Annotated in this window: 23 protein-coding genes, 1 tRNA gene and 3 pseudogenes; 13 read left to right on the forward strand and 14 right to left on the reverse strand. The window is 63.6% G+C overall.

Annotated features, from left to right (window positions below):
* The first annotated feature begins 20 nt into the window (after positions 1–20).
* The 6 genes from IOC82_RS03890 to IOC82_RS03915 all read left to right on the forward strand — a co-directional run bounded on the left by IOC82_RS03890 (position 21) and on the right by IOC82_RS03915 (position 6253).
* Complete coding sequence (locus tag IOC82_RS03890) at positions 21–1136, forward strand: acetoin dehydrogenase dihydrolipoyllysine-residue acetyltransferase subunit (RefSeq protein ID WP_290544867.1); 1116 nt, start codon at positions 21–23, stop codon at positions 1134–1136.
* A gap of 215 nt (positions 1137–1351) precedes the next feature.
* Positions 1352–2821: an extracellular solute-binding protein gene (locus IOC82_RS03895; protein WP_290544868.1), complete on the forward strand. Its 1470-nt coding sequence runs from the start codon at positions 1352–1354 to the stop codon at positions 2819–2821.
* Positions 2822–2960: 139 nt separating this feature from the next.
* The gene (locus IOC82_RS03900; protein WP_290544869.1) at positions 2961–3914 is read left to right on the forward strand and encodes a carbohydrate ABC transporter permease; all 954 of its coding nucleotides are present in this window, start codon (positions 2961–2963) and stop codon (positions 3912–3914) included.
* Positions 3915–3917: 3 nt separating this feature from the next.
* Positions 3918–4796: a carbohydrate ABC transporter permease gene (locus tag IOC82_RS03905; protein ID WP_290544870.1), complete on the forward strand. Its 879-nt coding sequence runs from the start codon at positions 3918–3920 to the stop codon at positions 4794–4796.
* Positions 4797–4808: 12 nt separating this feature from the next.
* On the forward strand, positions 4809–5903 hold the full coding sequence (locus IOC82_RS03910) for an ABC transporter ATP-binding protein (protein WP_290544871.1): 1095 nt from the start codon (positions 4809–4811) through the stop codon (positions 5901–5903).
* Between the two features lie 14 nt (positions 5904–5917).
* Positions 5918–6253 carry a carboxymuconolactone decarboxylase family protein gene (locus tag IOC82_RS03915; RefSeq protein WP_290544872.1) on the forward strand — a complete coding sequence of 112 codons (336 nt, stop codon included), beginning with the start codon at positions 5918–5920 and terminating at the stop codon, positions 6251–6253.
* 145 nt (positions 6254–6398) lie between these two features.
* Here IOC82_RS03915 and IOC82_RS03920 read toward each other — a convergent pair.
* The 7 genes and pseudogenes from IOC82_RS03920 to IOC82_RS03945 all read right to left on the reverse strand — a co-directional run.
* Positions 6399–6530 (reverse strand): annotated as a pseudogene (locus IOC82_RS03920) (transposase); the annotation flags it as partial.
* Positions 6531–6856: 326 nt separating this feature from the next.
* The gene (locus tag IOC82_RS17125) at positions 6857–7144 is read right to left on the reverse strand and encodes a DUF4345 family protein (protein WP_366935641.1); all 288 of its coding nucleotides are present in this window, start codon (positions 7142–7144) and stop codon (positions 6857–6859) included.
* A pseudogene (locus tag IOC82_RS17130) lies at positions 7044–7259 on the reverse strand (DUF4345 family protein); the annotation flags it as partial. The gene IOC82_RS17125 and the pseudogene IOC82_RS17130, both read right to left, overlap by 101 nt.
* Before the next feature lie 183 nt (positions 7260–7442).
* Positions 7443–8876 (reverse strand): hypothetical protein, encoded by a 1434-nt coding sequence (locus tag IOC82_RS03930; RefSeq protein WP_290544874.1) that lies wholly within the window; start codon positions 8874–8876, stop codon positions 7443–7445.
* Between the two features lie 188 nt (positions 8877–9064).
* Positions 9065–9949 (reverse strand): bifunctional methylenetetrahydrofolate dehydrogenase/methenyltetrahydrofolate cyclohydrolase, encoded by an 885-nt coding sequence (locus tag IOC82_RS03935; protein ID WP_290544875.1) that lies wholly within the window; start codon positions 9947–9949, stop codon positions 9065–9067.
* Positions 9946–10272 carry a DUF167 family protein gene (locus IOC82_RS03940; protein ID WP_290544876.1) on the reverse strand — a complete coding sequence of 109 codons (327 nt, stop codon included), beginning with the start codon at positions 10270–10272 and terminating at the stop codon, positions 9946–9948. The genes IOC82_RS03935 and IOC82_RS03940 overlap by 4 nt, the downstream gene beginning before the upstream one ends.
* The gene (locus IOC82_RS03945) at positions 10269–10562 is read right to left on the reverse strand and encodes a YggT family protein (RefSeq protein WP_290544877.1); all 294 of its coding nucleotides are present in this window, start codon (positions 10560–10562) and stop codon (positions 10269–10271) included. Before IOC82_RS03945 ends, IOC82_RS03940 begins: the two co-directional genes overlap by 4 nt.
* 121 nt (positions 10563–10683) lie before the next feature.
* Between IOC82_RS03945 and IOC82_RS03950 the strand changes: the two genes are divergently transcribed.
* The 3 genes and pseudogenes from IOC82_RS03950 (at position 10684) to IOC82_RS17140 (ending at position 11342) form a co-directional block, all read left to right on the forward strand.
* Positions 10684–10759 (forward strand) — tRNA-Ala (locus IOC82_RS03950).
* 153 nt (positions 10760–10912) lie between these two features.
* Positions 10913–11053 (forward strand): annotated as a pseudogene (locus IOC82_RS17135) (hypothetical protein); the annotation flags it as partial.
* Between the two features lie 109 nt (positions 11054–11162).
* Entirely contained in the window at positions 11163–11342 is a 180-nt protein-coding gene (locus IOC82_RS17140; protein ID WP_366935640.1) for a dTDP-4-dehydrorhamnose 3,5-epimerase family protein, read from the forward strand.
* A 260-nt stretch (positions 11343–11602) separates the two neighbouring features.
* Here IOC82_RS17140 and IOC82_RS03960 read toward each other — a convergent pair whose 3' ends face one another.
* The gene (locus tag IOC82_RS03960) at positions 11603–12793 is read right to left on the reverse strand and encodes a patatin-like phospholipase family protein (protein WP_290544878.1); all 1191 of its coding nucleotides are present in this window, start codon (positions 12791–12793) and stop codon (positions 11603–11605) included.
* Positions 12794–13079: 286 nt separating this feature from the next.
* Here IOC82_RS03960 and IOC82_RS03965 point away from each other — a divergent pair, with 286 nt between their 5' ends.
* Together IOC82_RS03965 and IOC82_RS03970 are read left to right on the forward strand one after the other, a co-directional pair.
* On the forward strand, positions 13080–13958 hold the full coding sequence (locus IOC82_RS03965) for a B12-binding domain-containing protein (RefSeq protein ID WP_290544879.1): 879 nt from the start codon (positions 13080–13082) through the stop codon (positions 13956–13958).
* 37 nt (positions 13959–13995) lie between these two features.
* Positions 13996–14901, forward strand: coding sequence for an acetamidase/formamidase family protein (locus IOC82_RS03970; RefSeq protein ID WP_290544880.1), 906 nt, complete (start codon positions 13996–13998; stop codon positions 14899–14901).
* A 104-nt stretch (positions 14902–15005) separates the two neighbouring features.
* Here the strand turns inward: IOC82_RS03970 and IOC82_RS03975 are convergent, their stop codons facing one another.
* The 5 genes from IOC82_RS03975 to IOC82_RS03995 form a co-directional block, all read right to left on the reverse strand.
* Positions 15006–16592 (reverse strand): cisplatin damage response ATP-dependent DNA ligase, encoded by a 1587-nt coding sequence (locus IOC82_RS03975; protein WP_290544881.1) that lies wholly within the window; start codon positions 16590–16592, stop codon positions 15006–15008.
* Positions 16589–17593 (reverse strand): ligase-associated DNA damage response exonuclease, encoded by a 1005-nt coding sequence (locus IOC82_RS03980; protein WP_290544882.1) that lies wholly within the window; start codon positions 17591–17593, stop codon positions 16589–16591. The genes IOC82_RS03975 and IOC82_RS03980 overlap by 4 nt, the downstream gene beginning before the upstream one ends.
* A gap of 255 nt (positions 17594–17848) precedes the next feature.
* Complete coding sequence (locus tag IOC82_RS03985; protein WP_290544883.1) at positions 17849–18529, reverse strand: glutamine amidotransferase; 681 nt, start codon at positions 18527–18529, stop codon at positions 17849–17851.
* Between the two features lie 4 nt (positions 18530–18533).
* Positions 18534–19427 carry a DMT family transporter gene (locus IOC82_RS03990; RefSeq protein ID WP_290544884.1) on the reverse strand — a complete coding sequence of 298 codons (894 nt, stop codon included), beginning with the start codon at positions 19425–19427 and terminating at the stop codon, positions 18534–18536.
* Positions 19428–19616: 189 nt separating this feature from the next.
* Positions 19617–20486 carry an MBL fold metallo-hydrolase gene (locus tag IOC82_RS03995; RefSeq protein ID WP_290544885.1) on the reverse strand — a complete coding sequence of 290 codons (870 nt, stop codon included), beginning with the start codon at positions 20484–20486 and terminating at the stop codon, positions 19617–19619.
* An 82-nt stretch (positions 20487–20568) separates the two neighbouring features.
* Between IOC82_RS03995 and IOC82_RS04000 the strand changes: the two genes are divergently transcribed.
* Positions 20569–20883 carry a metalloregulator ArsR/SmtB family transcription factor gene (locus IOC82_RS04000; protein WP_290544886.1) on the forward strand — a complete coding sequence of 105 codons (315 nt, stop codon included), beginning with the start codon at positions 20569–20571 and terminating at the stop codon, positions 20881–20883.
* Between the two features lie 11 nt (positions 20884–20894).
* Positions 20895–21203 (forward strand): rhodanese-like domain-containing protein, encoded by a 309-nt coding sequence (locus IOC82_RS04005; protein WP_290544887.1) that lies wholly within the window; start codon positions 20895–20897, stop codon positions 21201–21203.
* Positions 21204–21247: 44 nt separating this feature from the next.
* Here the strand turns inward: IOC82_RS04005 and IOC82_RS04010 are convergent, their stop codons facing one another.
* A complete protein-coding gene (locus IOC82_RS04010) occupies positions 21248–21703 on the reverse strand; it encodes a GNAT family N-acetyltransferase (protein WP_290544888.1) in 456 nt (151 codons plus the stop codon).
* Positions 21704–22051 lie beyond the last annotated feature (348 nt).

Below are 22051 nucleotides of genomic sequence, written 5' to 3' on the forward strand. Positions count from 1 at the left end.
GATTGTTTGAGGACAGAGAAATGAGTGACCAGCGCATTGTGCCGATCGTCATGCCCAAGTGGGGCCTCTCCATGAAGGAGGGAAAGGTGACGGGCTGGCTCCTCGAGGACGGCTCCCGGATCAATCCGGGAGACGCCATCCTCGAGGTCGAGACGGACAAGATCGCGGGTGCGGTCGAGGCGCATGAAAGCGGCGTCCTGCGCCGGCGGGTCGGAGAGCCGGATACCGTCTATCCAGTGAAGTCGCTCTTGGGCGTCATCGCCGACCCGTCGGTGCCGGAGGAGGAGATCGACGCCTATGTCTCGTCCTTCGTCACGCCCTCGGCGGACGAGGACGAGGCGGAGCAGGGCCCGAAATACGAGTATGCCGAAACCTCCTCTGGCAAACTCCGCTATGCCAAGCGCGGTTCGGGAGATGAAACGGCGATCCTCATCCATGGCTTTGGCGGCGACCTCGACAACTGGCTGTTCAACATCGACGCCCTCGGTGAATCGGCCACCGTTTACGCCCTTGACCTGCCGGGTCACGGCCAGTCGGCAAAGTCTCTCGACAAGCCCGGCCTTGGCGCGCTGGCCGATGCTGTCGCGAGCTTCATGACGACAGTCGGGATCGACAGCGCCCATCTGGTCGGACACTCCATGGGCGGGGCTATTGCCATGCACATGGCGGCCAGCGACCCCGGCAAGGTGGACTCGCTCACCCTCATCTGCTCGGCTGGTTTGGGCCGCGAGATCGGCTCCTATGTCGACAGTTACCTCGCCGCCCAGGGCCGCAAGGACCTGAAGCCGGTGCTTGAGCAGCTCTTCGCCGACAAGAGCCTCGTCAGCCGCCAGCTCGTTGATGACGTGCTGAAATACAAGCGGCTCGATGGCGTCGAGCCCCTGCTGAAGGACCTCGCCGCAGCGCTCTTCGCCGGCCAGACCCAGCAGGACCAGCCGGGCGCCAGGCTCGCGGCGGGCAAAGCCCCGCCGGCGCTTGTCATCTGGGGCAAGCAGGACGAGATCATCCCGCATTCCCACGCCCAGAACCTGCCTGGCGCCAAGGTCGCCGTCTTCGACGGCGCCGGCCACATGGTCTTCATGGAAAAGGCCAGCGATGTGAATGCGCTGATCAAGGCTCACATCGCTGGCTCGTAGCCGATACCTTCGCAAGCCGCTGAAGCGGCCACAGAAAGGAGGAGCGCAGATCACGGAAGTTTGAGACGTTCCGCGAGGCGCCGTAGCGGCATGATGCCCTGGCGGCGCCTGTTTGATCGACAGCAGAGATAAAATCCATATGGGAGAAAACACCTATGTTCTCGATACCGAAAAACGCCGTTTACCGGAGAATCAACCGCAGAAAGTTCCTTGAATTGGGCGGCGGCGCCGCCACTGCTCTCGGTGCTGGCGGCCTGACCCTTGGTCTCGGCTCCACCATCACCCGCTCCAAGGTTCAGGCCGCGTCGACCGACGATGCGAAGTGGAAGCAATATGCCGGTTCGAAGCTTGTCTTCATGTCGGAGAATACCCCTCCGTCCTTCGCGATCCGCGACAATATCAAGGCCTTTACCGATAAAACCGGCATCGAAGTCACAATTCTCACCGACGACCTTCCGGTGGTGCAGCAAAAGGTCGGCATCGACCTGCGCGGCGGCAAAGCGGACTACGTGCTGAACTATGTGCAGGACAAGCCGATCGGTTCGCCCTTCGCGGATTTCTACGCTGACCTCACGCCGATGTTCGGCGACGAAACCCTGCCGCAGGACCCGGAAGGTTATGGTGACGACGCCTGGTTCACAAACTTCCTTTCCGCTTGCGGCCGCTTCTACCAGAAGGGCAAGATCATCGCTCTTCCCTATGACGCGGCAATCGCCTGTACCTTCTACCGTCAGGATCTCTTCGAGGCGAACAGCAAGGACTTCGAAGCCGAGTACGGATACAGGCTGGAGTTCAACAAGGATTCGACATGGCAGAACGTGATCGACATGGCCACCTTCTTCAAGAAGGCCAAGGAGTCCGGCAAGGATGTCCCCTATGGCTATGCCCAGCATCAGGGCTCCTTCGCGTGGACCACGCAGCTTGACATCCAGCGCTTCCTCTTCGCCAATGGCCGCTGGATGGACTGGAATATCGACGACGTCTATGGCTCGAAAGAACCGGGCAAGACGAACTGGGGCGATGAGCAGTCTGTGTTCATGCTGCAGAAGTTCAAGGCACTGGCGGATGTCTGCCATCCGGACAACCTTGCCAACGGCACGCTTGAGCTCAACACCGTCTACCAGTCCGGCAATATCGCGATGCAGACGCAGTATCACGAATTTGCGGCCTCGATCGAGGACGAGTCCAAGTCGCGTGCGGCCGGCGGCAAGACCGCCTACGCGCCCTGCCCGAAGGGCGATCCGAAGTGGATCAAGAACGGCGGCGAGCCGGTGAACGGCACGAATTGCGGCATCGGCGGCATCGGCATCAACGGCAATGCTTCCGACGACCTCAAGCGCGCGGCCTACATCTTTGCAATCTGGTCGGTGTCCCAGGACAACCAGTACAACGTGCTCAAGGGCCTCGGCGGCACGCCGACACGCAAGTCCGTGCTTGAACGCGAAGACGTCAAGAAGGCCGCGCAGCGTCCGACCACCATGCCGAACGCGCTGACCTTCGACGCCGTCTACAACTTCGGCATCAAGGATCCGAACTTCGTACTCGGCCCGAAGATCCCCAACGCCAACGAGTATCACTCGATCCTCGCGGGCGAGGTTCAGAAGTGCCTGTCGAACGAGCTGTCTCCCGAAGAGGCCGCGAAGTCGATCCAGACCCAGCTCGACGAGCTGAACGGCGCGGGCTAATCGCTCCGCTACACATTGACCGGCGGCGGCAATCTGCCGCCGGTGCAAATCCCCTCAACCATCGAGCGAGCCGATGACAGACGCATCCATGCCAAATCGAGGCGGGGCGGCCCGGAAGACTTCGGGCGGCAGCCGAAACATGGACCTTTTCCGTGTCCGCCAGTTTCCGGACAGCGTGGAGTCGCGTCCGGTTCCCATGTCCGTCACGGAACCGGCCTCTCTCAATAAGCCGCGCTCGAAGAGCTTCTACTTCTGGCTCATGGCGCCTGCCATCCTGGTTCTGGCGTTCATATCGATCTATCCGTTCTTCTGGATGATCTACATGAGTCTCCACGACGTTGACATCGGCCACGTCGAGTGGAACAACTTCGCCAATTTCATCAAGCTGCCGTCCGACACACGCTTCCTCATGGGGTGGGTTTTGCTCGCTCAGTACAGCGCCATGTGTCTGACGCTGCAGATCGTCATTGGCGTGTTCCTGGCGCTGGCCCTCAACGGAACACGGCTTGAGAAGATTCTTGTCACGACGCTGTTGATGCCAATGATGATGGCGCCTCTGGTCGCCGGCATGGTGTGGTATTTCCTCTATAACGGAACGTTCGGCTGGTATCACTGGCTGCTGCAGAGCCTTGGGATCCTCGGGCCGAAGTCGATCCTCGCCAGCTCGAATACGGCGATGATCGGTCTCGTGCTTGTCGACGTTTGGCAATGGACGCCGCTCATTACGCTCATCACCCTTGCCGGCCTGAAGCGCGTTCCGCAGGATCAGCTTGAAGCCAACATGGTCGACGGGGCTTCTCCGTTCCGGAACTTCGTTTCCGTTACGCTGCCGAATCTCTATCCGGTGTTGCTGATCGCGATCATGCTCCGGTTCATGGATAATTTCCGCTTCATCGACTCGATTCTCGTGCTCACCGGCGGCGGCCCCGGCAATGCGACCAAGATCCTGCCCGTCTACCTCTTCGAGGTGTCGTTCAAGTTCTTCAAGCTGGGCCGTGGCGCCGCGATCGCACTGATCCTTCTCGTTGTCACCATCATTCTCGGAAAACTCCTGGTGCGTGTGTTCGACCGCCAGCAGCCAAGCAAGGTGTAAGCAATGGCGTCCCGCGAAGTCATTCAGTACGAAACGCCGTTGTCGAGGGCGTTCAGGTGGTTCTCCGCCGTCTTCCTCGCCTTCTATGTGGTGTGGACGGTGCTGCCGCTGTTCATCATGTTTATGTCGTCCTTCAAGGACCTGCTCGAGGCGTTTAAACTTCCGGCGGTGGGAGACTGGGCAGGGGTCACCGTGTTTTTTGAATTCACGCCGACAACCAAGCACTACTATGAGCTCTTCGCCCGTCTTGGCTTCACAACCTACCTGTTCAATTCGCTCGTCGCGGCGGGCGGGTCCGCGGTGGTGTCGGTCATCCTGGGGTCGATGTGCGCCTATTCGCTGTCGCGCATCGATTTCAAGGGCAAGGGCGATCTCTTCTTCTGGATAATCTCGACCCGCATGGCGCCAGTCGTCGCAGTCATGGTTCCTCTCTACTGGATATTCCGGCAGTTGGACCTTGTCGGGACGCTTCCGGGCCTCATTCTCGCATACACGACCTTCAACCTCCCCTTCGCCATCTGGATATTGAAGGGCTTCTTCGACAATGTGCCCTACGCCATCGAGGAGGCGCAGATGATCGATGGCGCAACCAGGTTCCAGGCGCTTCGTGCGATCCTGCCACTGGTTGCACCGGGCATTGGCGCTTTCGTCGTGCTGTGCATACTCTTTGCGTGGAATGACTACCTGTTCGCCGCCATCATCGGTTCGGGTGGCGCCAAGACCTTGCCGGCCGCGACGCGCGAATTGGTGCAGCCCCAGAACATCCAGTGGGGGCAGATCATGGCGGCCGGCGTCGTCACGACGCTGCCGATGATGTTCCTCGGCCTCGTCATCCGTAAGTATCTCGTCACGGGCCTCACCATGGGCGCGGTCAAGGAATAGCAGGAGCTCGCAATGGCAAAGGTGTCATTCAGGAACGTGTGGAAGAAATACGGCGACATGCCCGCCGTCAAGGATCTCAACATCGAGTGTCCGGACGGATCGTTCCTGTCGGTTCTCGGTCCGTCAGGATGCGGCAAATCATCGACGATGCGCATGGTTGCGGGCCTTGAGCATATCACGTCCGGGCAGATCCTGTTCGACGAGCGCCCGATCAACGGCCTGGCTCCCAAGGATCGGGACGTGGCCATGGTGTTCGAGAACTATGCGCTTTATCCGCACAAGAGCGTTTACGAAAACATGGCGAACCCCCTGAAGTTACGGGGGCAGGATGCTTCGGTTATCAAGGAGCGGGTAACGGCTGCCGCCAAGCTCCTCGAGATCAATCATCTTCTTGAACGCCGTCCACAGGAATTGTCCGGCGGTCAGAAGCAGCGCGTTGCCATTGGGCGCGCCATCGTGCGGGAGCCGAATCTGTTTTTGTTCGACGAGCCGATCGCCCATCTTGACGCCAAGCTGCGCGCTCACATGCGTGGCGAAATCAAGCATCTGCAGCGCACGCTGGGAACGACGATGATCTACGTGACCCACGATCAGCTCGAAGCCATGTCGATGGCGGACACGATCGCTGTCATGCATGATGGGGAGTTGCAGCAACTCGGCACGCCGCGGGAAGTTTACAATCATCCGGTAAATGCCTGGGTGGCCGGTTTTGTCGGCGAACCGGCGATGAACTTCGTTGACGTCGGGGTGGAGGACCGCGCCGGACGCGCGCACTTCATTCACCAGAATTTCGCAGTTCCCGTCACCGAGGAACAGCAGCGCCGGCTCTCCGATGGCTCGCGCGGGAGCGCATTGCGCATGGGCGTGCGGCCGGACGCTCTTTCGATTTCGATGACGAAGCCATCGGACAGTTGCATTACGGGCAAGATCTTCGTGACCGAGCTGCTTGGCGGAGACATGATTGTCGATGTCGATCTGGACGATTGCCGCATCCGGGTAAAGACCTCCACCGAGTTTTCGGGCGAAGAAGGTCAGACTTGCTACATGACGGTCAACACGAACAAGTGGCATGCGTTCTCGAAGGAGAACGGCAAGGCATTCTTCTAGGCAAGGAGCACGTCATGGCTGACGCAAAGGAAAAACTCGAGGCAGTCAATAGCCGCCTCATGGGGCTGTTCAAAGCCGAGAAGCAGACGATGATGGCCTTCAACAGCCTCGCCGTGGCGGCCACGAGACCCGGAAAGATCTCCGCCGCGCTGAAGGAATTGACGGCGGTGGCCATTGCCGTCGCAAAGGGTTGCGAGGACTGCATCATTTATCATGCGTCCGCGGCCAGGAAGCACGGCGCCTCGCGCGAAGAGTTGATTGAGATGCTTGCGGTTTCGGTTGAGATGTCGGGAGGACCTGGTGCTGTCTATGCCGCAAAGGCGCTGGAGGCATTTGACCAGTTGACATGATTGTTTGATGTTCGCTCGTTCAGTCGCGCCCTTCGGCCGCGGGCAAGGGATATGGGCTTCCCGCGCTGGCCCGGCCGTTCAAGCGTTCCTCCCGTCGAGGGTCAGAGGGCCATGACGAACTGATTGCTGAAACCGGCAGATGAACCTTGAGCTTGGCGAAGGCCATTTCGATGGGATTGAGGTCGGGGCTGTATGGGGGCAGGAACACGAGCCGGGCGCCACATGCCTTGATGGCTGCTTCAGCGCGGGCAGTCTTGTGACTGGAGAGATTATCCATCGGTTGTGAACAATTCCCAAGCCGTTGATTTCGGACTTTGATCGCATCGCTTGAAGTCTTCGATTCTGCAGGAAAGCGGGGCGTCGATCGTGGTTTCCTTGCAAGTTTATTCTGCGATTCACTGAGGTCGCGATGCGTGATTCACTCTGCCGGCAGATCGGCGGAGGATTGGGCGATGAAGCCACGTGAGCGGCGCGGGACGGGCGAGATGGACTTGTTCCGGTCACGCCTCGGCCAGATCATCAACATTGAACCATGAGTTCGATCGAGCGGTCGAAGAAAGCCAAGGCCGAGGGCCACCGCGCCGCCGGGCAGGGTTGAGCCAGTTACCGGCCTGACGGAAGCTCAGCCTCCGCCTTGGTGAGCAGCCGCCAGCCGGCCACGGCAAAAATCAGTTCGATCACCGTATAGGCCACCAGAAGCGGGTGCGGCCAGCCGTCCACCAGAATGCTGAGGATGCGGCCAGCCGTCCACCAGAATGCTGAGGATGCGGCCCAGCGCCAGCCCAACCATGAACACAACGAGGCTCCAAAGGGCCGGAATACGCAAGCCCGGCATGAAGGCGCCTGCGGCCCAGAAGCAGGCAAGCGCCAGGTAGAGACCCATGACCGCACGGAAAACATGGCGGATGTTGACCGCCGAGGCATCGATGCCGAACAGCCACCCGAGGCTCCGCCCGGGGGACAGACCGTAGGACAGGGCAATCGGGGTGAGCCCGAGGGCGGTCACCAGCAGGAACAGACTCTGGGCGCGGCCTTTCTGCAACTTGCAGCCTCTTCACCGAACGGTTTCTCGGACCTTTCAGAACGCAAGACTGTAACGATGGACCCTTGCCAGCAACCTCTTTGCAAAGCTGCTCCGCACAAGGAAAATGAGCGGGGCGCGCCGGCGCATGAGCTTAGGCCCGCGGCGTCACGTTCCGATCCACGCCACGGCCAGCACCGCGCCGCAGGTGGGGCGCAGCAGGCGCGTGGCCTCCTCGATGTGGCTGCCGGAGGTGGCCACGTCATCGACGAGCAGCGCCGGACCGGAGATCGTCTCCGTCAGCGACATGCGCGCCCGGCGGACATTGTTCTTCGGGTGCGAACTGCCACCACCACGCGGCAGGCTGAGGCAGGACAGCACCGGCAGCCCGGTGAGCGAGCCCAGCGACCGGGCGATCTCGAGCGACAGGCAACTGTCACCGGCGCTGTTGCCGCAGGGCACGGGAACGATGAACTTGAACGCCGACAGGCCGACGAAATGATTGATTTCGCCAGCCATGCGCGATGCCACGGCGTGGCTCAGTTCCAGCGGAACATTCTGCTTCAGGGCCTTGAGCGCGGCGATCTGATAGGTGCGGATCGGCAGCCGCCAGCTTTCGAAGGTGAGATAGCTGATGCCGTTTCTTTCGCGCAGCGCGCGCCGCCGCACCAGCGTGTCGAGGAGGAAGCGCATCGATGGCTCCTCGAAACCGTGAACTTCCTGGTGGGTGGGCTTGAAACGGCGGCTCAGCGTCTCCGCGCGCCGGCTGATGGCGGTGACGTCGCGAGCCGAGAAGTAGACGAAGTACTGCTTCGTATCCATCGGGCTGAAGGGCGTGGCATTGACCACGAAGACCTGCATGCCGCCATCCGGATGCGGCCGGATCACCTCATAGGGCGGCGGCGAAATGCCGGTGTCGAGCGCCTTGCGGAACAGAAACGACGCGGCATCGCCCGACTGCAGCCCGATGTCGCCCACGCGTTGGCCGACGAGATCGGCCACCTTGCGGCCAACGGTTTCGGCAAGCGATGCGCTGATGGCGAGAATCTTCAGCCGGTCATCGACAAGCCCCACCAGGTTGGGCGATATCTCCACGCTGGCGGCCACCTCGGCCAGGGTGGCGACGGCGGACACATGCTCGCTGTCATCGTCGAGAGCCGCGAAATGCGGATCGAGCTTCTCCCGGCTCAGCTGCGCCGCCTCCCTTACCGCCCTGAGCCGCGCCTCGGAAAGCCGCTTCACGCCGGACGTGCCGAGAATGATGAGCGAGGTCGTGTGCCTCCCGGTCACCGAAACCGGCGCCCGCACGAACAGGGTGCAATTCGAAATCCCCAGCGATGCGGCGAAGTTCCGGTAGAACCGCTCGGTCCCGGCGGCATATTTCACCACGAACTGATCGCGCTCATAGGGGGCTTTTTCGAGATCGAATTCGAAGACCCGGAAGCGGTAATCGATGCCATAGCTGGCGAGGAGACGGGTCCGCCCCTCTCGGTGATAAGTGAGGATTGCCGCCTGCCCACCGCAGATTCCGGCCGCCGTCGCGCAGATACGCTCGAGAATGACAAGCGCGCTCTCTTCCGGTTCGACATCCTCCAGCTTCATTGTCGGCACTTTCCCCGAACCATTATGGGATTGATTACAATCAAAGGCTTCGCGTTGACGCAAGGCGCGATTATGGCGGGTGACGAAAAATCATGCAACGGCGCCGACAAGGGGCGGCAACCCGGCGCGCTGCCCGGAAGATGGTCATTTGCAACCCTCCTCCCCCGGTCTGGGAAAGGCGGTGCGGGCTACATCGCGGGCTGTTCGATGCCCCTGGCGGCGCAGGCGGCCTTGACGGTGTTGTAGAGCAGGCAAGCGATGGTCATGGGACCCACGCCGCCCGGCACCGGGGTGATGGCGCCCGCCACCTTTTCGCAGGAAGCATAGTCGCAGTCGCCCACGAGCTTGCCCTTGCCGTCGCGCTCGATACGGTTGATGCCCACGTCGATCACCGTGGCGCCCGGCTTGAGCCAGTCGCCCTTCACCATCTCCGGCCGGCCCACGGCGGCGATGACGAGGTCGGCGCGCCGCACCACGGCGGGCAGGTCACTGGTCTTCGAATGCGCGATGGTGACGGTGCAGTTCTCGGCCAGCAGCAGTTGCGCCACCGGCTTGCCGACGATGTTGGAGCGGCCGATGATGACGGCCTCGATCCCGTCGAGCTTGCCCAGCACGTCCTTGGCCAGCATCACGGAGCCCACCGGCGTGCAGGGCACGAGCGCGTCCTGGCCGGTCGACAGCTTGCCGACATTGACCACATGGAAGCCGTCGACATCCTTCGCCGACGAGATAGCGGCCAGCACCTTCATCGTGTCGATGTGCCTGGGCAGCGGCAACTGGACGAGGATGCCGTGGACGGCGGGGTCGTTGTTGAGCTTGTCGACCAAGGCAAGCAGGTCCTTTTCAGGCGTCCCGGCCGGGAGCTTGTGTTCCCAGGAGTTCATGCCGGCCTCGACCGTCTGCTTGGCCTTGTTGGCCACATAGACCTTGGAGGCCGGGTCCTCGCCCACCAGCACAACGGCAAGGCCGGGGGTGAAGCCATGCCTGGACTTCAGGCTGTCCACAGCCTTGGCGATGCGCCCCCTGAGGCCTTCCGCGAAGGCCTTGCCGTCAATAACTTTCGCCATATTCAATTTTCCTTCCCTGCATTCACTTTCCTGGCAATCCATGCCTCAAGTTCTGCAGGATTTCCAGTGACCAGAATTGTCTTGTTGCGCTCGGTTTCGCCCGAAACCAGTTCGAACGCCGACTTCGGCATCCGGCAGGCCTTGGCGAGGGTCTCGATAACCGCCTTGTTGGCACGCCCATTGTCCGGCACCGCCGTGACCTTCACGGCCAGCGACACCGTGCCGTCAGAGGTTACATGGAGGCCCGAAACCTCGTCCCGCGAGGATTTGGGCGTAACGCGCAGGCTGAGAAGCAGCCCGCCCTTGCCGGGGCGGAGCGGCGAGTTCACGGCGTGAACACACTCATAAACAACTCCGGGATGAACCTCTGGAGGAACAGAATACCCAAGAGCACGATCACCGGAGAAACATCAAGCCCCCCCAAATCGGGCAAAATCCGCCGGATGGGCCTGAATACTGGCTCTGTGAGCCTGTCAAGCACGTGACCGAATTGCCGGACATAAGGATTCGAGCGGTTGACGATCCCAAAGGCGACGAGCCAACTCATGACGACCATAGCAATGATGACGTAAATATAGAGCTGAAGGATCGTCATGATCAGCCACAGAATGGAACTCATCGGAAACAGCCTCTTCACCTAGTGTTGTTCAGATGTAGGCGCAGGGCCGCCTCCAAGCAAGCTTGACGCTGCCGCGGCTGCGGACTAGAACCCGCTCCGCCTGTGGACACAGCCTTGAAAAGGGGCGGTAGCTCAGTTGGGAGAGCGCGGCGTTCGCAATGCCGAGGTCAGGGGTTCGATCCCCCTTCGCTCCACCAGGCACTGCCCTGAAATCGGTTTGCAGCCGTTCCGTACCGGTTGGCCTGTGACAGCGGGAAGAGGGCATCGCGCGCGCCGGTGGCATCGCTTGCGGCGCCAGCAACCGTGCGCCAGATGCAGATACCCGCGCAGCTCTCCGCCCTCGGATGCCGATGACCGTGAGGTCCGGTTTCGCCGGACATGCAGTCCCCGGCGGCCGCCGGAAGCTCGGCAACGATCGCGGCTTCCTGTCCGAGACCTGGCAGCGCGAGCGCTTTGCGGCGGCCAGGATGGTGGACATGGGCTGGGTGCAGGAAAACCACTCCTATTCGGCCGACCATTTCGTGCTCAAAAGTTTGCATCTGAAGTGCGCGCCTGGTTTCGGCGGGTTTCGCGCATGGATTTCTGACGCTCGAACCCGGCGTGCAGGTGCTCTACAAGGCATCGGCGCCCTATGCGCCCGGCTGCGAGCGCAGTATCGCCTGGAACGACCCGGCGCTGGCCATCGACTGGCCGCTGCCGCTGGGCCAGCAGCCGCGCCTCTCCGGCAAGGATGCGGCAGCACCCGTCCTTGCCGCAGTCGCGGCCGGCCTCCGTTTCTGAGCCCGGCGATGGTTGCGAGAGCCCGCATCGCCGCCTTGTTTGCCAGGCAGCCGTACTGCCGGGGCCTTGCGGCCTGATGCGCCTGCTGGTCACGGGACGCTCCGGACAGCTCGCCATGGCCCTGGCGGAGCAGGCAGCGGCGCGCGGCGGTTTCGACCTGCTGGCCCTGGGCCGGCCTGAGTTCGACCTTGCCGCCCGGGGGCCGTCCAAGATGCGCATCCGCGTGGCGCATGACCGCCGTGACGGTGGAGGCCTGAAACTCAGCGGTTGTAGTCCGGCGGTTCCTTGTCCCAGGCGGCGGGCGTCTGGCCCATCTGATAGCCGCGATCGTAGAGCGCCCTCATGTAGGGGCTGTCGAACTCGCTCTTCGCCTTCATGGTGAAGTCCGCCGGGATCGAGGTGAGGTTGAAAACCACGCCGTCCTTCTGGGACTGCGCATACATGCGGTAGGCGTCGCCGATCGACTGGTTCTTGATCAGCGTCGAGATCGAGCGCGCGGCGATCGCCAGCGTCTTGGTCTCGGTCTTTTCCGCCTGCGGCGCGAAAGAGCCATTCATAATGATGTAGAGGCTGCGCTTGCGCGGGAAGTTCAGCGCCTTGTCCACCTCCTTCAGCGAATTCTGCGCCGAAACGAGGAAGGCCTGCGTGGTGGTGCCGCCGTCGACGTGAAGCTCTTCGTAAAGCTTTCCGTCGGCCGTCACCTTGATGAGCTGCGGCGGGAACACGCCGGGAATGGCCGCACTCGCCACCAGCACGCTGCGGAACAGCTGCAGCCGGTCCGGATTGCCACTCGCCGCGATCGCCGTCATGTCCCACACCACGGGGCGCTGGGCATCGAGATTGGTGGTGCCCACGAGCAGGCGGCGGCCCTTGCCGTGCTCGATGGCGATCTTGTCGAGCAGGTCCAGCGTCACGTATTTCGCCACCAGCGCCTTGAGCGGACTGTTGTCGGTCATCGACGAGCCGAAGACGCCGCTGATGGCGCCCTTTTTCTTCATCACGTCCTTGTCGTCGATGGTGGTGTAGATTTCTTTCAGCTTGCCGTCATAGGCGGAGCCGAGAAAGGCATAGGGTGCGGACAGCGCGCCGGTGCTGATGCCGGTGACCACCTCGAACTTCGGCCGGGTGCCGGCTTTAGTCCAGCCATTGAGAATGCCGGCCCCGAAGGCGCCATCACCGCCGCCGCCGGAAATCGCCAGATAATAGGCATGATCGAGCGGAATCGAGGGATCAGCTTTGTGCGCCACCTTCAATTCGGCGAGACGCTCCGCCGAGGCCTCGTTCAGCTTCTTTAACTCGGCATCGCCCCAGTAGCGGATGCCCTTGTAGCCGACGGGCGTCGCATAGGAATTGACTGGCGCATCGTCGAGGCGGGGAACACTGGTTCCGCAGGCAGTGAGCGTGAGCAGCAGCGCAGCGGCGAAGAGCAATCTCAAAGACCGGGTGATCATGATCTGGCCCTCTGTTGGAAGAGCTGTCACTTGTCAACCGGCAAATGACAGCGCCCGCACCGGCGCGCCGTATGGCGGAAAGGCGGGTCACAGCGGCTCGCTCGAGGTTTCATCGAGACCAATTTTCGGCTGAAGAGCGTTGGCGGCAGGCTTCGCGCCACGCCGCCCGGCTGCTTTTCCCGCTCCGCAAAGCCGCCGATTGCATGGGCGGGCAAGCTGCCCTATCATCAGGATTGGGTACCGAGGCCGCCCAACGACAAAAAAGAGGCGGCCCGACAGGGATGAGATGGCACAAGATCAGGAAGAGGCCGGCGGCTTGGCTTCCGTGAAGCCTGACTTTCTCTCCGGCGAAGAGGCCGGGGCCGGCGGCGGTTTTCTGCCGCCGCTCGAGATCACCGTCGACGTTCCCGAATTCCGTTATACCAAGCTCAGCAGGATCGTGGCCGAGCACGTGCTGCCCCAGCTGGTGGCGCTGCATGCGCCGCCCGAAGGCGAAGCGCCGGCCATTCCGCTGCGCACCGCCGAGATCGCCCAGCTGGCGCAGCTGCTGCTCGGCCCCGAGAATGACGACGCCGCCAATTTCGTACTGAAGCTGAAGGACGGCGGCGTGTCGCTCGACGATCTCCATGCCGAACTGCTGGAGCCCGCGGCCCGCCTGCTCGGCGAATTGTGGACCGACGACAAGGCTGATTTCCTAGACGTGACCATCGGCATGTCCAGGCTGCAGCGGCTGGTCCATGTGTTCGAGGGGCTGGGCCAGTTCCCGGATTACGACGAAAAGCGCCGCGTGCTGCTGGCCGCCGCACCGGGCGAGCAGCACAGCCTGGGCAGCACCATCGTGCAGAAGTTCCTGCGCGCAGGCGGCTGGCATGTGTGGAGTTGCCACACCCGCCAGATCGGCGAGCCCGCCGAGATCGTGGCGAAGGAGTGGTTCGGTGTCGTCGGTTTCTCGGTCGGCTCCGACGTGCATGTGCCCTCGCTGAAGGAGGCGATCGCACACGTGCGGGAACGCTCGCTCAACCCGAGGATCGGCATCATGATCGGCGGCTCCGCCGTGGCCCGCCACCCGGAACTGGTGGACGAAGTGGGGGCCGACGGCACGGCGGCCAATGGGCCCGCCGCGGTGATCCTCGCCAAGAAGCTGCTGGCCGGGGCACTCGTCTGAGCTTGCATCGGCCGCGCGATGCGGCATGCTTTCCGCTATGACCACGCGCCGCTTCACACCCACGGCACTCCACAACACGCTGGGCAGCCACCCGCCGGCCCTCGCCATTGCCAGCGGCGACACGGTGATCGCCGCCACCGCCGACGCCCATGGCTTCGACCGGCACGGCGGCAAGATCGCCGAAAAACCGAACCCGATGACCGGACCCTTCTTCATCGAGGGTGCGGAACCCGGTGATGCGCTGCTGATCGCGATCCGCGACATCGCCATGACGCGCGGCACGGGCTGGACCTTCGATGTGCTGAGCCCGAACGTGGTGGACCCCGCGGCGGTGCTGCGCTTGCGCGAGCGGCGCAAGGTGGACTGGCTGATCGATGCGGAGAAGGGTCAAGCCCGCTTGGCGGAGCCGCCGCCGGCGCTCGCCAACTGGTCCGTCGCAGTGGAGCCGATGATCGGCTGCCTCGGCGTTGCGCCCGATCTCGGGCAGGCGATCTCGACCGCCACCAGCGGGCGCCATGGCGGCAACATGGATTACCGCGGCTTCAAGGCCGGGGTCGAAGTTATGTTCCCCGTCGCCGTACCAGGTGCGCTGTTCTTCCTGGGCGACGTGCATGCCCAGCAATGCGACGGCGAGATCGTGGGCACCGGCATTGAGACGGCGGCGGAAGTGACCTTCACCGCGCGCGTGCTGAAGGGCCAGAAGATCGGCTGGCCGCGCGGCCTGAACGAGGCTGAGATCTTCACCATCGGCAACGCGAGGCCGCTGGACCAGGCGCTGCAGCACGCCACAACCGAGATGCTCGACTGGCTGATGGCGGATTACGGGCTCGACGAAGTGGCGGCGAGCCATGTGATGGGGCAGTGCGTGAGATATGACGTAGCGAATGTGTTCAACCCGGCCTATTCGGTGGCGTGCCGCGTGGCGCGGGCAGTGCTGCCGTAAATCATGGCCGGGACGCGCCCGGCCATCCATTGCCCGGCGGAAAGGGATACACGGGACAAGCCCGCGTATGATGAAATTCGGAGATTCGCCGCAGCGAGCCGCGCTCACCCCGCCGCGCTCATCAGCCCCTTCAGCGTCTCCAGCGTATCCGCCTCGTTGGCCGGCTTGTCCCATCTGATGCGGGACACGCGGGGAAAGCGCATGGCGATGCCCGACTTGTGGCGGGTGGACGGCTGGATCGCGTCGAAGGCGATCTCGAGCACCAGCTTGGGCGTCACCGAGCGCACGGGGCCGAAGCGGTCGATGGTGTTCTGGCGCACGAAACGGTCGAGCTGAACCAACTCTTCATCCGTGAAGCCGGAATAGGCCTTGCCGACGGGGACCAGCACCGCCTGCCCGTCCTTCTCCGTCCAGGCGCCGAAAGTGTAGTCCGAATAGAAGGAGGAGCGCTTGCCCGAACCCTTCTGCGCGTAAAGCAGCACGCAGTCGGCGGTGAGTGCGGCGCGCTTCCACTTGTACCAGTGGCCCTTGGGGCGGCCGGCGAGATAGGGGCTCGTGCGGCGCTTCAGCATCAGGCCCTCGATGCCCTCCTCGCGGGTGGCCTCCCAGCGCGACTTGAGTTCCTCCTTGCTGGCAAAGCTCAGGACTTCGGAGAGATCGCTGTGGGCGGGGCCGAACTGGCGGCGCCATTTCTCAAGGCGCCCGCGCCGGTCCGTGAAGGGAAGGCCGCGCAAATCCTCGCCGCCGATTTCGAGCGCATCGTAGAAGCGGACGTGAACGGGATATTTCGTGAGCATGGCGCGCGTCACAGTCTTGCGGTTGAGGCGCTGCTGCAGGTCGGAGAAAGGCGCCACCTCGCCGTTCCGCACCACCAGCAGCTCGCCGTCGAGCACGGCGTCGAATTTGAATTGGTCCACGAGTTCGGGGAAGCTCTGCCCGATGTCATCGCCGGTGCGCGAGAACAGCCGCGTGGCGCCGCCCTTGGCCGCGACCTGGATGCGGATGCCATCCCACTTCCATTCGGCGGCGAAGTCATCGAGGTTCATCGCCTGCCAGTCCGCCTCCTCCAGCGGGTGCGCCAGCATCAAGGGGCGGAAGATGGGCGTGGCGGCGAGCGGCGGGCGCCCGGCCTTCTGCTCCAGCCAGGCAAAGAGCTCCGTATACGGAGGAGCGACGCCGTGCCACAGCTCCTCGATGTCATCCACCGATTTGCCGAAGGCATCGGCCACCGCCTGCTTGGCGAGCCGGGCCGAGACGCCCACGCGCGGGGCGCCGCCGAGGAACTTGAGCAGTGCCCAGCGGCCCGTGGCATCCAGCCGGTCGAGCCATTGCGTGAGGAGCGCCGCGTGCCCGCCCCTGCCCGCCTTCGACAAGGCCGCGACGATCTCGGACAGGCGCGGCGCATCGCCCCCGGCCTCCGTCACCGGCCAGATGAGCGCCACCGTCTCCGCCGTGTCGCCCACGTCGTCGCGCGACATGCGGAAAAGTTCGGGGTCGAAACGGCTCGCGCCAATCTCGGTCAGCACGCGGCGCAGCGGGAAGGAGATGGGAAGGCCGTTGGTGAGCGCGGCAAGCGCATAGCCGCGGTCCGGATCGGGCGTCGCGAGGAAGTAATTGCGCATCAGCATCAGCTTGGCATTGCGCGCCGGTGTGTAGGTGAGGCGGTCGAGGAGCTGCGAGAAGGCCTTCATTCGGCATCATCCTCGCGGCCAACAAGGCGCAGCGCGCGCGCCACGATCTGGCGCTTGGACAGCTCATGCACCAGCGCCTCCTCGCGGCCATGGGTGACCCAGACCTCACGCGCGCCCGTCCCGGTGACGGTGCGGATCAGCTCCGGCCAGTCGCAATGGTCCGAGATGATGAGGGGAAGTTCGACTCCGCGCTGGCGCACGCGGCCCCTGATGCGCATCCAGCCCGAGGCGAAACCGCTGAGCGGATCGGCGAAGCGGCGCGACCAGCGGTCGCCCAGTGCGGAAGGCGGCGACAGCACGATCTCGCCCGCGAGCTTGCCGGGCGCATCGGCCGCATTCGGCACGTCGCCGAGATCGATGCCGCGCGAGACGTAATAGTCCGTCATGGAACGCAGCGCGCCGTGAAGCCAGATGGGGCGGTCATAGCCCGCCTGCCGGATAAGCTTGATCAGGCGCTGGCACTTGCCCAGCCCATAGACTCCGATCTGGTGCGTGCGCTCGGGGAAGTCAGCGAGCGAGGCGAGCAGCTTCTGCACTTCCGCCCAATCGGGCTCATGGCGGTAGACGGGAAGGCCGAAGGTGGCCTCGGTGACGAAGAGATCGCAGGGCACGAGTTCGAAGGGATCGCAGGTCGGGTCGGCGCGGCGCTTGTAGTCGCCCGAAATCACGGCGCGCTGGCCCCGGTAGTCGATGACGATCTGCGCCGAGCCCAGGATGTGGCCGGCGGGGACGAGCGTCACGGTGACGTCCTTCACGGTCAAGGGCTCGCCATAGGCCAGCGCCTGCGCCTGGCCGAGCTCGCCCAGGCGCAGGCGCATGATGGCGAGCGTCTCGGCCGTGGCCAGCACCGCGGCGTGGCCCGCGCGCGCATGGTCGGAATGGCCATGGGTGATGACGGCGCGCGGCGCCGGCCCCGCAGGATCGATGAAGAAATCGCCGGGCGCGCAATAGAGGCCCGAGGGGCCGGGCCGGAGCCAGCTTTCGAAGGGAGGGGACGCCATGACGCCGCAGTGTCACGTGGCGCGGGATATTTCGCAATGGGAAGGGCCAAATGAAACCGGGGGGCCCCGTCAGGGACCCCCCGCAGAAAAGGGTATCCGGGTACGCAGTACATGATCCCGGATCGCCGTGGCGCAAGTCCCACCCGGTCCCCGCTCGCCATATGCGGATCATGGGCCAATGCCGTTTCCAAACAGTTTCGAGTTTGCGAAGAAAGGCTTAACGGGCGCGGACGGGCGTTCCAGCCCGGCACAGCCTCAGGCAAGCCAGCAGTCGAGGAAGCGGGAGAGCCAGTCCTTCACCGGCGCATCATGCAGCAGATTGCCTTCGAGATGTGCTGCCGCATTTTGCGCATTTGGCAGCACGAAACGGTGCGCACCCGTGACACCCCAGCGGTGCATGGTGAGCCTGGTCACCTCCGGGTGGAACTGGAGGCCATAGGCCCTGCCGTTGAAGCGGAAGGCCTGGTTTTCGAAGATCTGCCCCGTGGCAAGCCTCACGGCATCCTTCGGCAGGGTGAGGCCTTCGCGGTGCCAGTGATAGACCTTCTGCGGCCAGGGGCCGTGGGCGCTCCCCTCCTCTGTCGGGATCAGGTCGTAGTAGCCGATCTCCACCAGGCCATCTGCATGAGGCCCGACGCTGCCGCCCAGATGTTTCGACAGCATCTGCGCGCCGAGGCAGATGCCGAGGAACGGCTTCTGCTCCTTCAGCGCCACGCCGATCCAGTCGATCTCGCGGGCAATCCAGTCATCGCTGTCATTGGCGCTCATCGGGCCGCCGAGGATCACCGCCCCGGCGTGGTGCTTCAGGGTTTCGGGCAGCGGGTCGCCGAGGGAATGGCGGCGGATGTCGAGGCGGTAACCCTTCTCCTGCAGCATGCGGCCGATGCGGCCCGGCATCGAGGCCTCGGTGTGGAGCAGGATGAGGACGTCAGGCATCGCGCTAAAGCTCCGCCGGAGCGGGCGCGCCCTGCCGGGTGCGGCCTTCCAGCAGGATGATGGCAAGTCCCGAGGCCATGATCAGCGCCATGCCGGCAATGGCCAGCCAGTTGGGGAACTGCCCGAAGACCAGGATGCCGGATAGGCCGGCCCAGATCATCACCGAATAGCTGAAGGGCGCCACCACGCGCGCCGGCGTGCGGCTGTAGGCCATGAAGACGAAGGAGTGCCCGCACATGAGGAAGAAGCCGGCGATGAACATCAGCCAGGCATGGCGGAATGTGGGCGCGACCTGCGTCTCGAACAGCAGCGACAGGGCGAGGCCGCCGAGCATGACAATCAGCAGGGTGGAGAAGGTGACGGCCAGCGCCGGCGTGCGCGGCGGCACCTTGCGCGAGAGGATGTCGCGGCCCGCAACGCCCACCGCGGTGAGGAAGCCGAAGACCGCGAAGGGCGAGGCCGCGACGCCGCCGGGCTGCGCCACCAGCAGGGCGCCGGTGACGCCGAAGCCGATCAGCAGAAGGCGGAGCCCGCCGACCTTCTCGCCGAAGAGGAGCCACATGCCGAGCAGCACGGCGAGCGGCGAGATCTGGGTGATGGCGGTGAGATCGGCGATCGGCATGTGGGCAAGCGCCGTGATGAAGCACAGGATGGCGAGGAGCTCGCTCGACGACCGCAGCACGACCCAGGGGTTGAAGGCCTTGGGCAGGTGGCGGATCAGCCCCATGAACCAGATCGCCGGCAGGCACCAGATGATGGCCGCGATGCCGCGCATGACGAGGACCTGGAAGGGCGGCGCATCGGCCAGCGCCAGCTTCATGCAGGTGTCATTGGCGACGAAGCCGCCGGTGGCCAGGATGATGGCGGCAATGCCGCGGAGGTTCTGGGAAATGGCCATACGGTCCGGACAGGCGTTTGAGTGATTCGGCGTAAGATAGAACAGAACGGCGGCGCGGGGCGCCGCATTTTCCGCAAACCGGCCCATCGGATGGATCAGATCGTCTTATATTAGGTAAATAGTCCTTGACAGCGCGCGCTCCCTATGCTAGAAAGGCGCATTCTTCCGAAATGGGCCAGCAGGCGGGCCTCAGACCGGAAGGGTAATCGGAACGCGCAGGTAGTGGACGCCGTTCGTGTCGGCCGGCGGCAGCCTGCCGGCGCGCATGTTGACCTGGATCGAGGGCATGAGCAGCGTGGGCGCGGAGAGGGTGGCGTCCCGCGTGGTGCGCATGTTCACGAAGTCGTCCTCGGAGATGCCGTCATGGACGTGGATGTTGTGGGCGCGCTCCTCGGCCACGGTGGTCTCCCAGGCAAAGTGCTTGCGGCCGTCCTTGGGAAGGTAGTCATGGCACATGAAGAGGCGGGTCTCCGGCGGCAGCGCCATGAGGCGGCGGATGGAGCGGTAGAGGATGCGGGCATCGCCGCCGGGGAAATCGGCGCGCGCCGTGCCGTAGTCCGGCATGAACAGCGTGTCGCCGACGAAGATGGCATCGCCGATGCGGTAGGAGACGCAGGCGGGGGTGTGGCCCGGCGTGGCGATGACCTCGCCTTGCAATGTGCCGATGGCGAAGCGGTCGCCATCCCAGAACAGGATGTCGAACTCGGAGCCTTCGCCCGACACATCGATAGCATTGAAGACCGGGCGGAAGATCTTCTGCACCTCCTTGATGCGCTCGCCGATGGCAACCTTGGCGCCGGTCTTGATCTTGAGGTAGGGCGCGCCGGAGAGGTGGTCGGCATGGACGTGGGTTTCGAGGATGAGGGTGATAGCGAACCCCTCCTGCTTCGCCCTGGCAAGGATGGCATCGGCGGAGGTGACATTGGCCTTGCCGGACTTGTGGTCATAGTCGAGGACGGGGTCGATGACGGCGGCCTGTTTCGTTTCGGGGTCGCCGACGAGATAGCTCACCGTGTTGGTTGGCTCATCGAAGAAGGCGTGGATGATGGGTTTCGGCATGACCGGCATCTCCTCGGACACGAAATTCCTTGACAGTATATTAGAGAATTCTAAATTATCAAGCATCGAAATGGAGGAACCGATGGGCACGCTGATGCTCGACCGCTCGCTGGAAGGATTCGCGGAAAAGGCCACGGAAGCCGCGCAGATGCTGAAGGCGCTGAGCAACGAGAAGCGCCTGATGATCCTGTGCAAGCTGCTGGAACACGGCGAAATGAGCGTCAACGCGCTTATCGGGCACGTGGGGCTCTCGCAGTCCGCTTTGTCGCAGCACCTTGCCCGCATGCGGGAGGAGAAGATCGTCGGCACGCGGCGCGACGCGCAGCAGATCTTCTACCGCGTGGCCGACCCCCGCGTTCGCAAAATACTTGGTACACTGAAGAATGCCTTTTGTTGAGGACCGATCGCATGCCGCCCAAGCCCATCACTCCCGCGGACGCCAAGAAGCTGGTTGACGCTGGCGCACTCCTTGTCGACGTGCGCGAAGTAAACGAATACACCGAAGAGAATATTCCTGGCGCGCGCAACGAACCGCTGTCGCGCATCGCAGGCAGGGAGATTACGGGCGCGCCCGCCGTGGTGTTCCACTGCACGTCGGGCGCACGCACGCGGATGAACGCCGCGGCGCTGGCGCGGGCGGCGGATGCGGAGGTCTATATCCTCGACGGCGGCATCGAGGCGTGGAAGGCGGCGGGGTTTCCGGTGCAAAGGGGGTAGCAGTTCCTCCGGCTACTGATGAAATGCCGCCTCAACCTTAAGGGTCAAAGGCTGCGAGTCAGGAACACGCTGTTCGGATCGGGCTTGTAGTCGCCGAAGGGCGGGCACTCGGTGAAGCCGTGCGATTTGTACAAGGCTACGGCGGGTTCGAAATAGCTGAAGGAGCCTGTCTCGAGGCTGAGGCGGGTCAATCCACGCGCGCGGGAGGTTGCGATGATGTGCTTCAGCATGGCGCTGCCCACGCCGCGGCGCCTTGCTGCAGACGCCGTGTGCATCGACTTTACTTCGCCGTGCGTGTCGCTGAGCGGCTTCATGGCGCCGACGCCGAGCAGCGTGTCGCCATTCCAGGCGGCCCAGAAGTCGATCTCCGGGGCCGCGAGCCGCGAGACGTCGAAGACGTGGGCGCTGCCGGGTGGCGTCACCTCGTGGCATTTGTCGAAGTGGTAGCGGAGGAGCGCGGTGATGCGGTCGTTGGACAGGTCACCTTTCAAGATCTTCATGGTCTGCGCCTCCCGGGAGGATGGTAACGTGGTGCCGCCGAAATTTCATTGCTGATTTTGGGGCTGGCTGATTCCTGTCTTGCGCGACGCCCCTCAATCTGGCATGAAGAGATAGGACAGCGACACTGTCCTTTCGCGGTGTTAACAAAGGCAAGTGGACCCCGGATGATCCGGAATGCGACCACCAAGACCCTGAAAGCGACGGCCAAACCGGCCGGCGATGCCGCCCGGCTGCCGCGCGCTACGCTCCGCAAAAGCAACTGAGGGCGAGCGCTCGGGGCCAGGATGCCCAGGAGTTCGATCGCCCAGAAGGGTCCGGCGCCACCCGAAGGCCCCGCCCTTAAGGCC

Origin of the sequence: Aestuariivirga sp. (assembly GCF_020252395.1) — a bacterium.
Classification (GTDB): domain Bacteria; phylum Pseudomonadota; class Alphaproteobacteria; order Rhizobiales; family Aestuariivirgaceae; genus Aestuariivirga.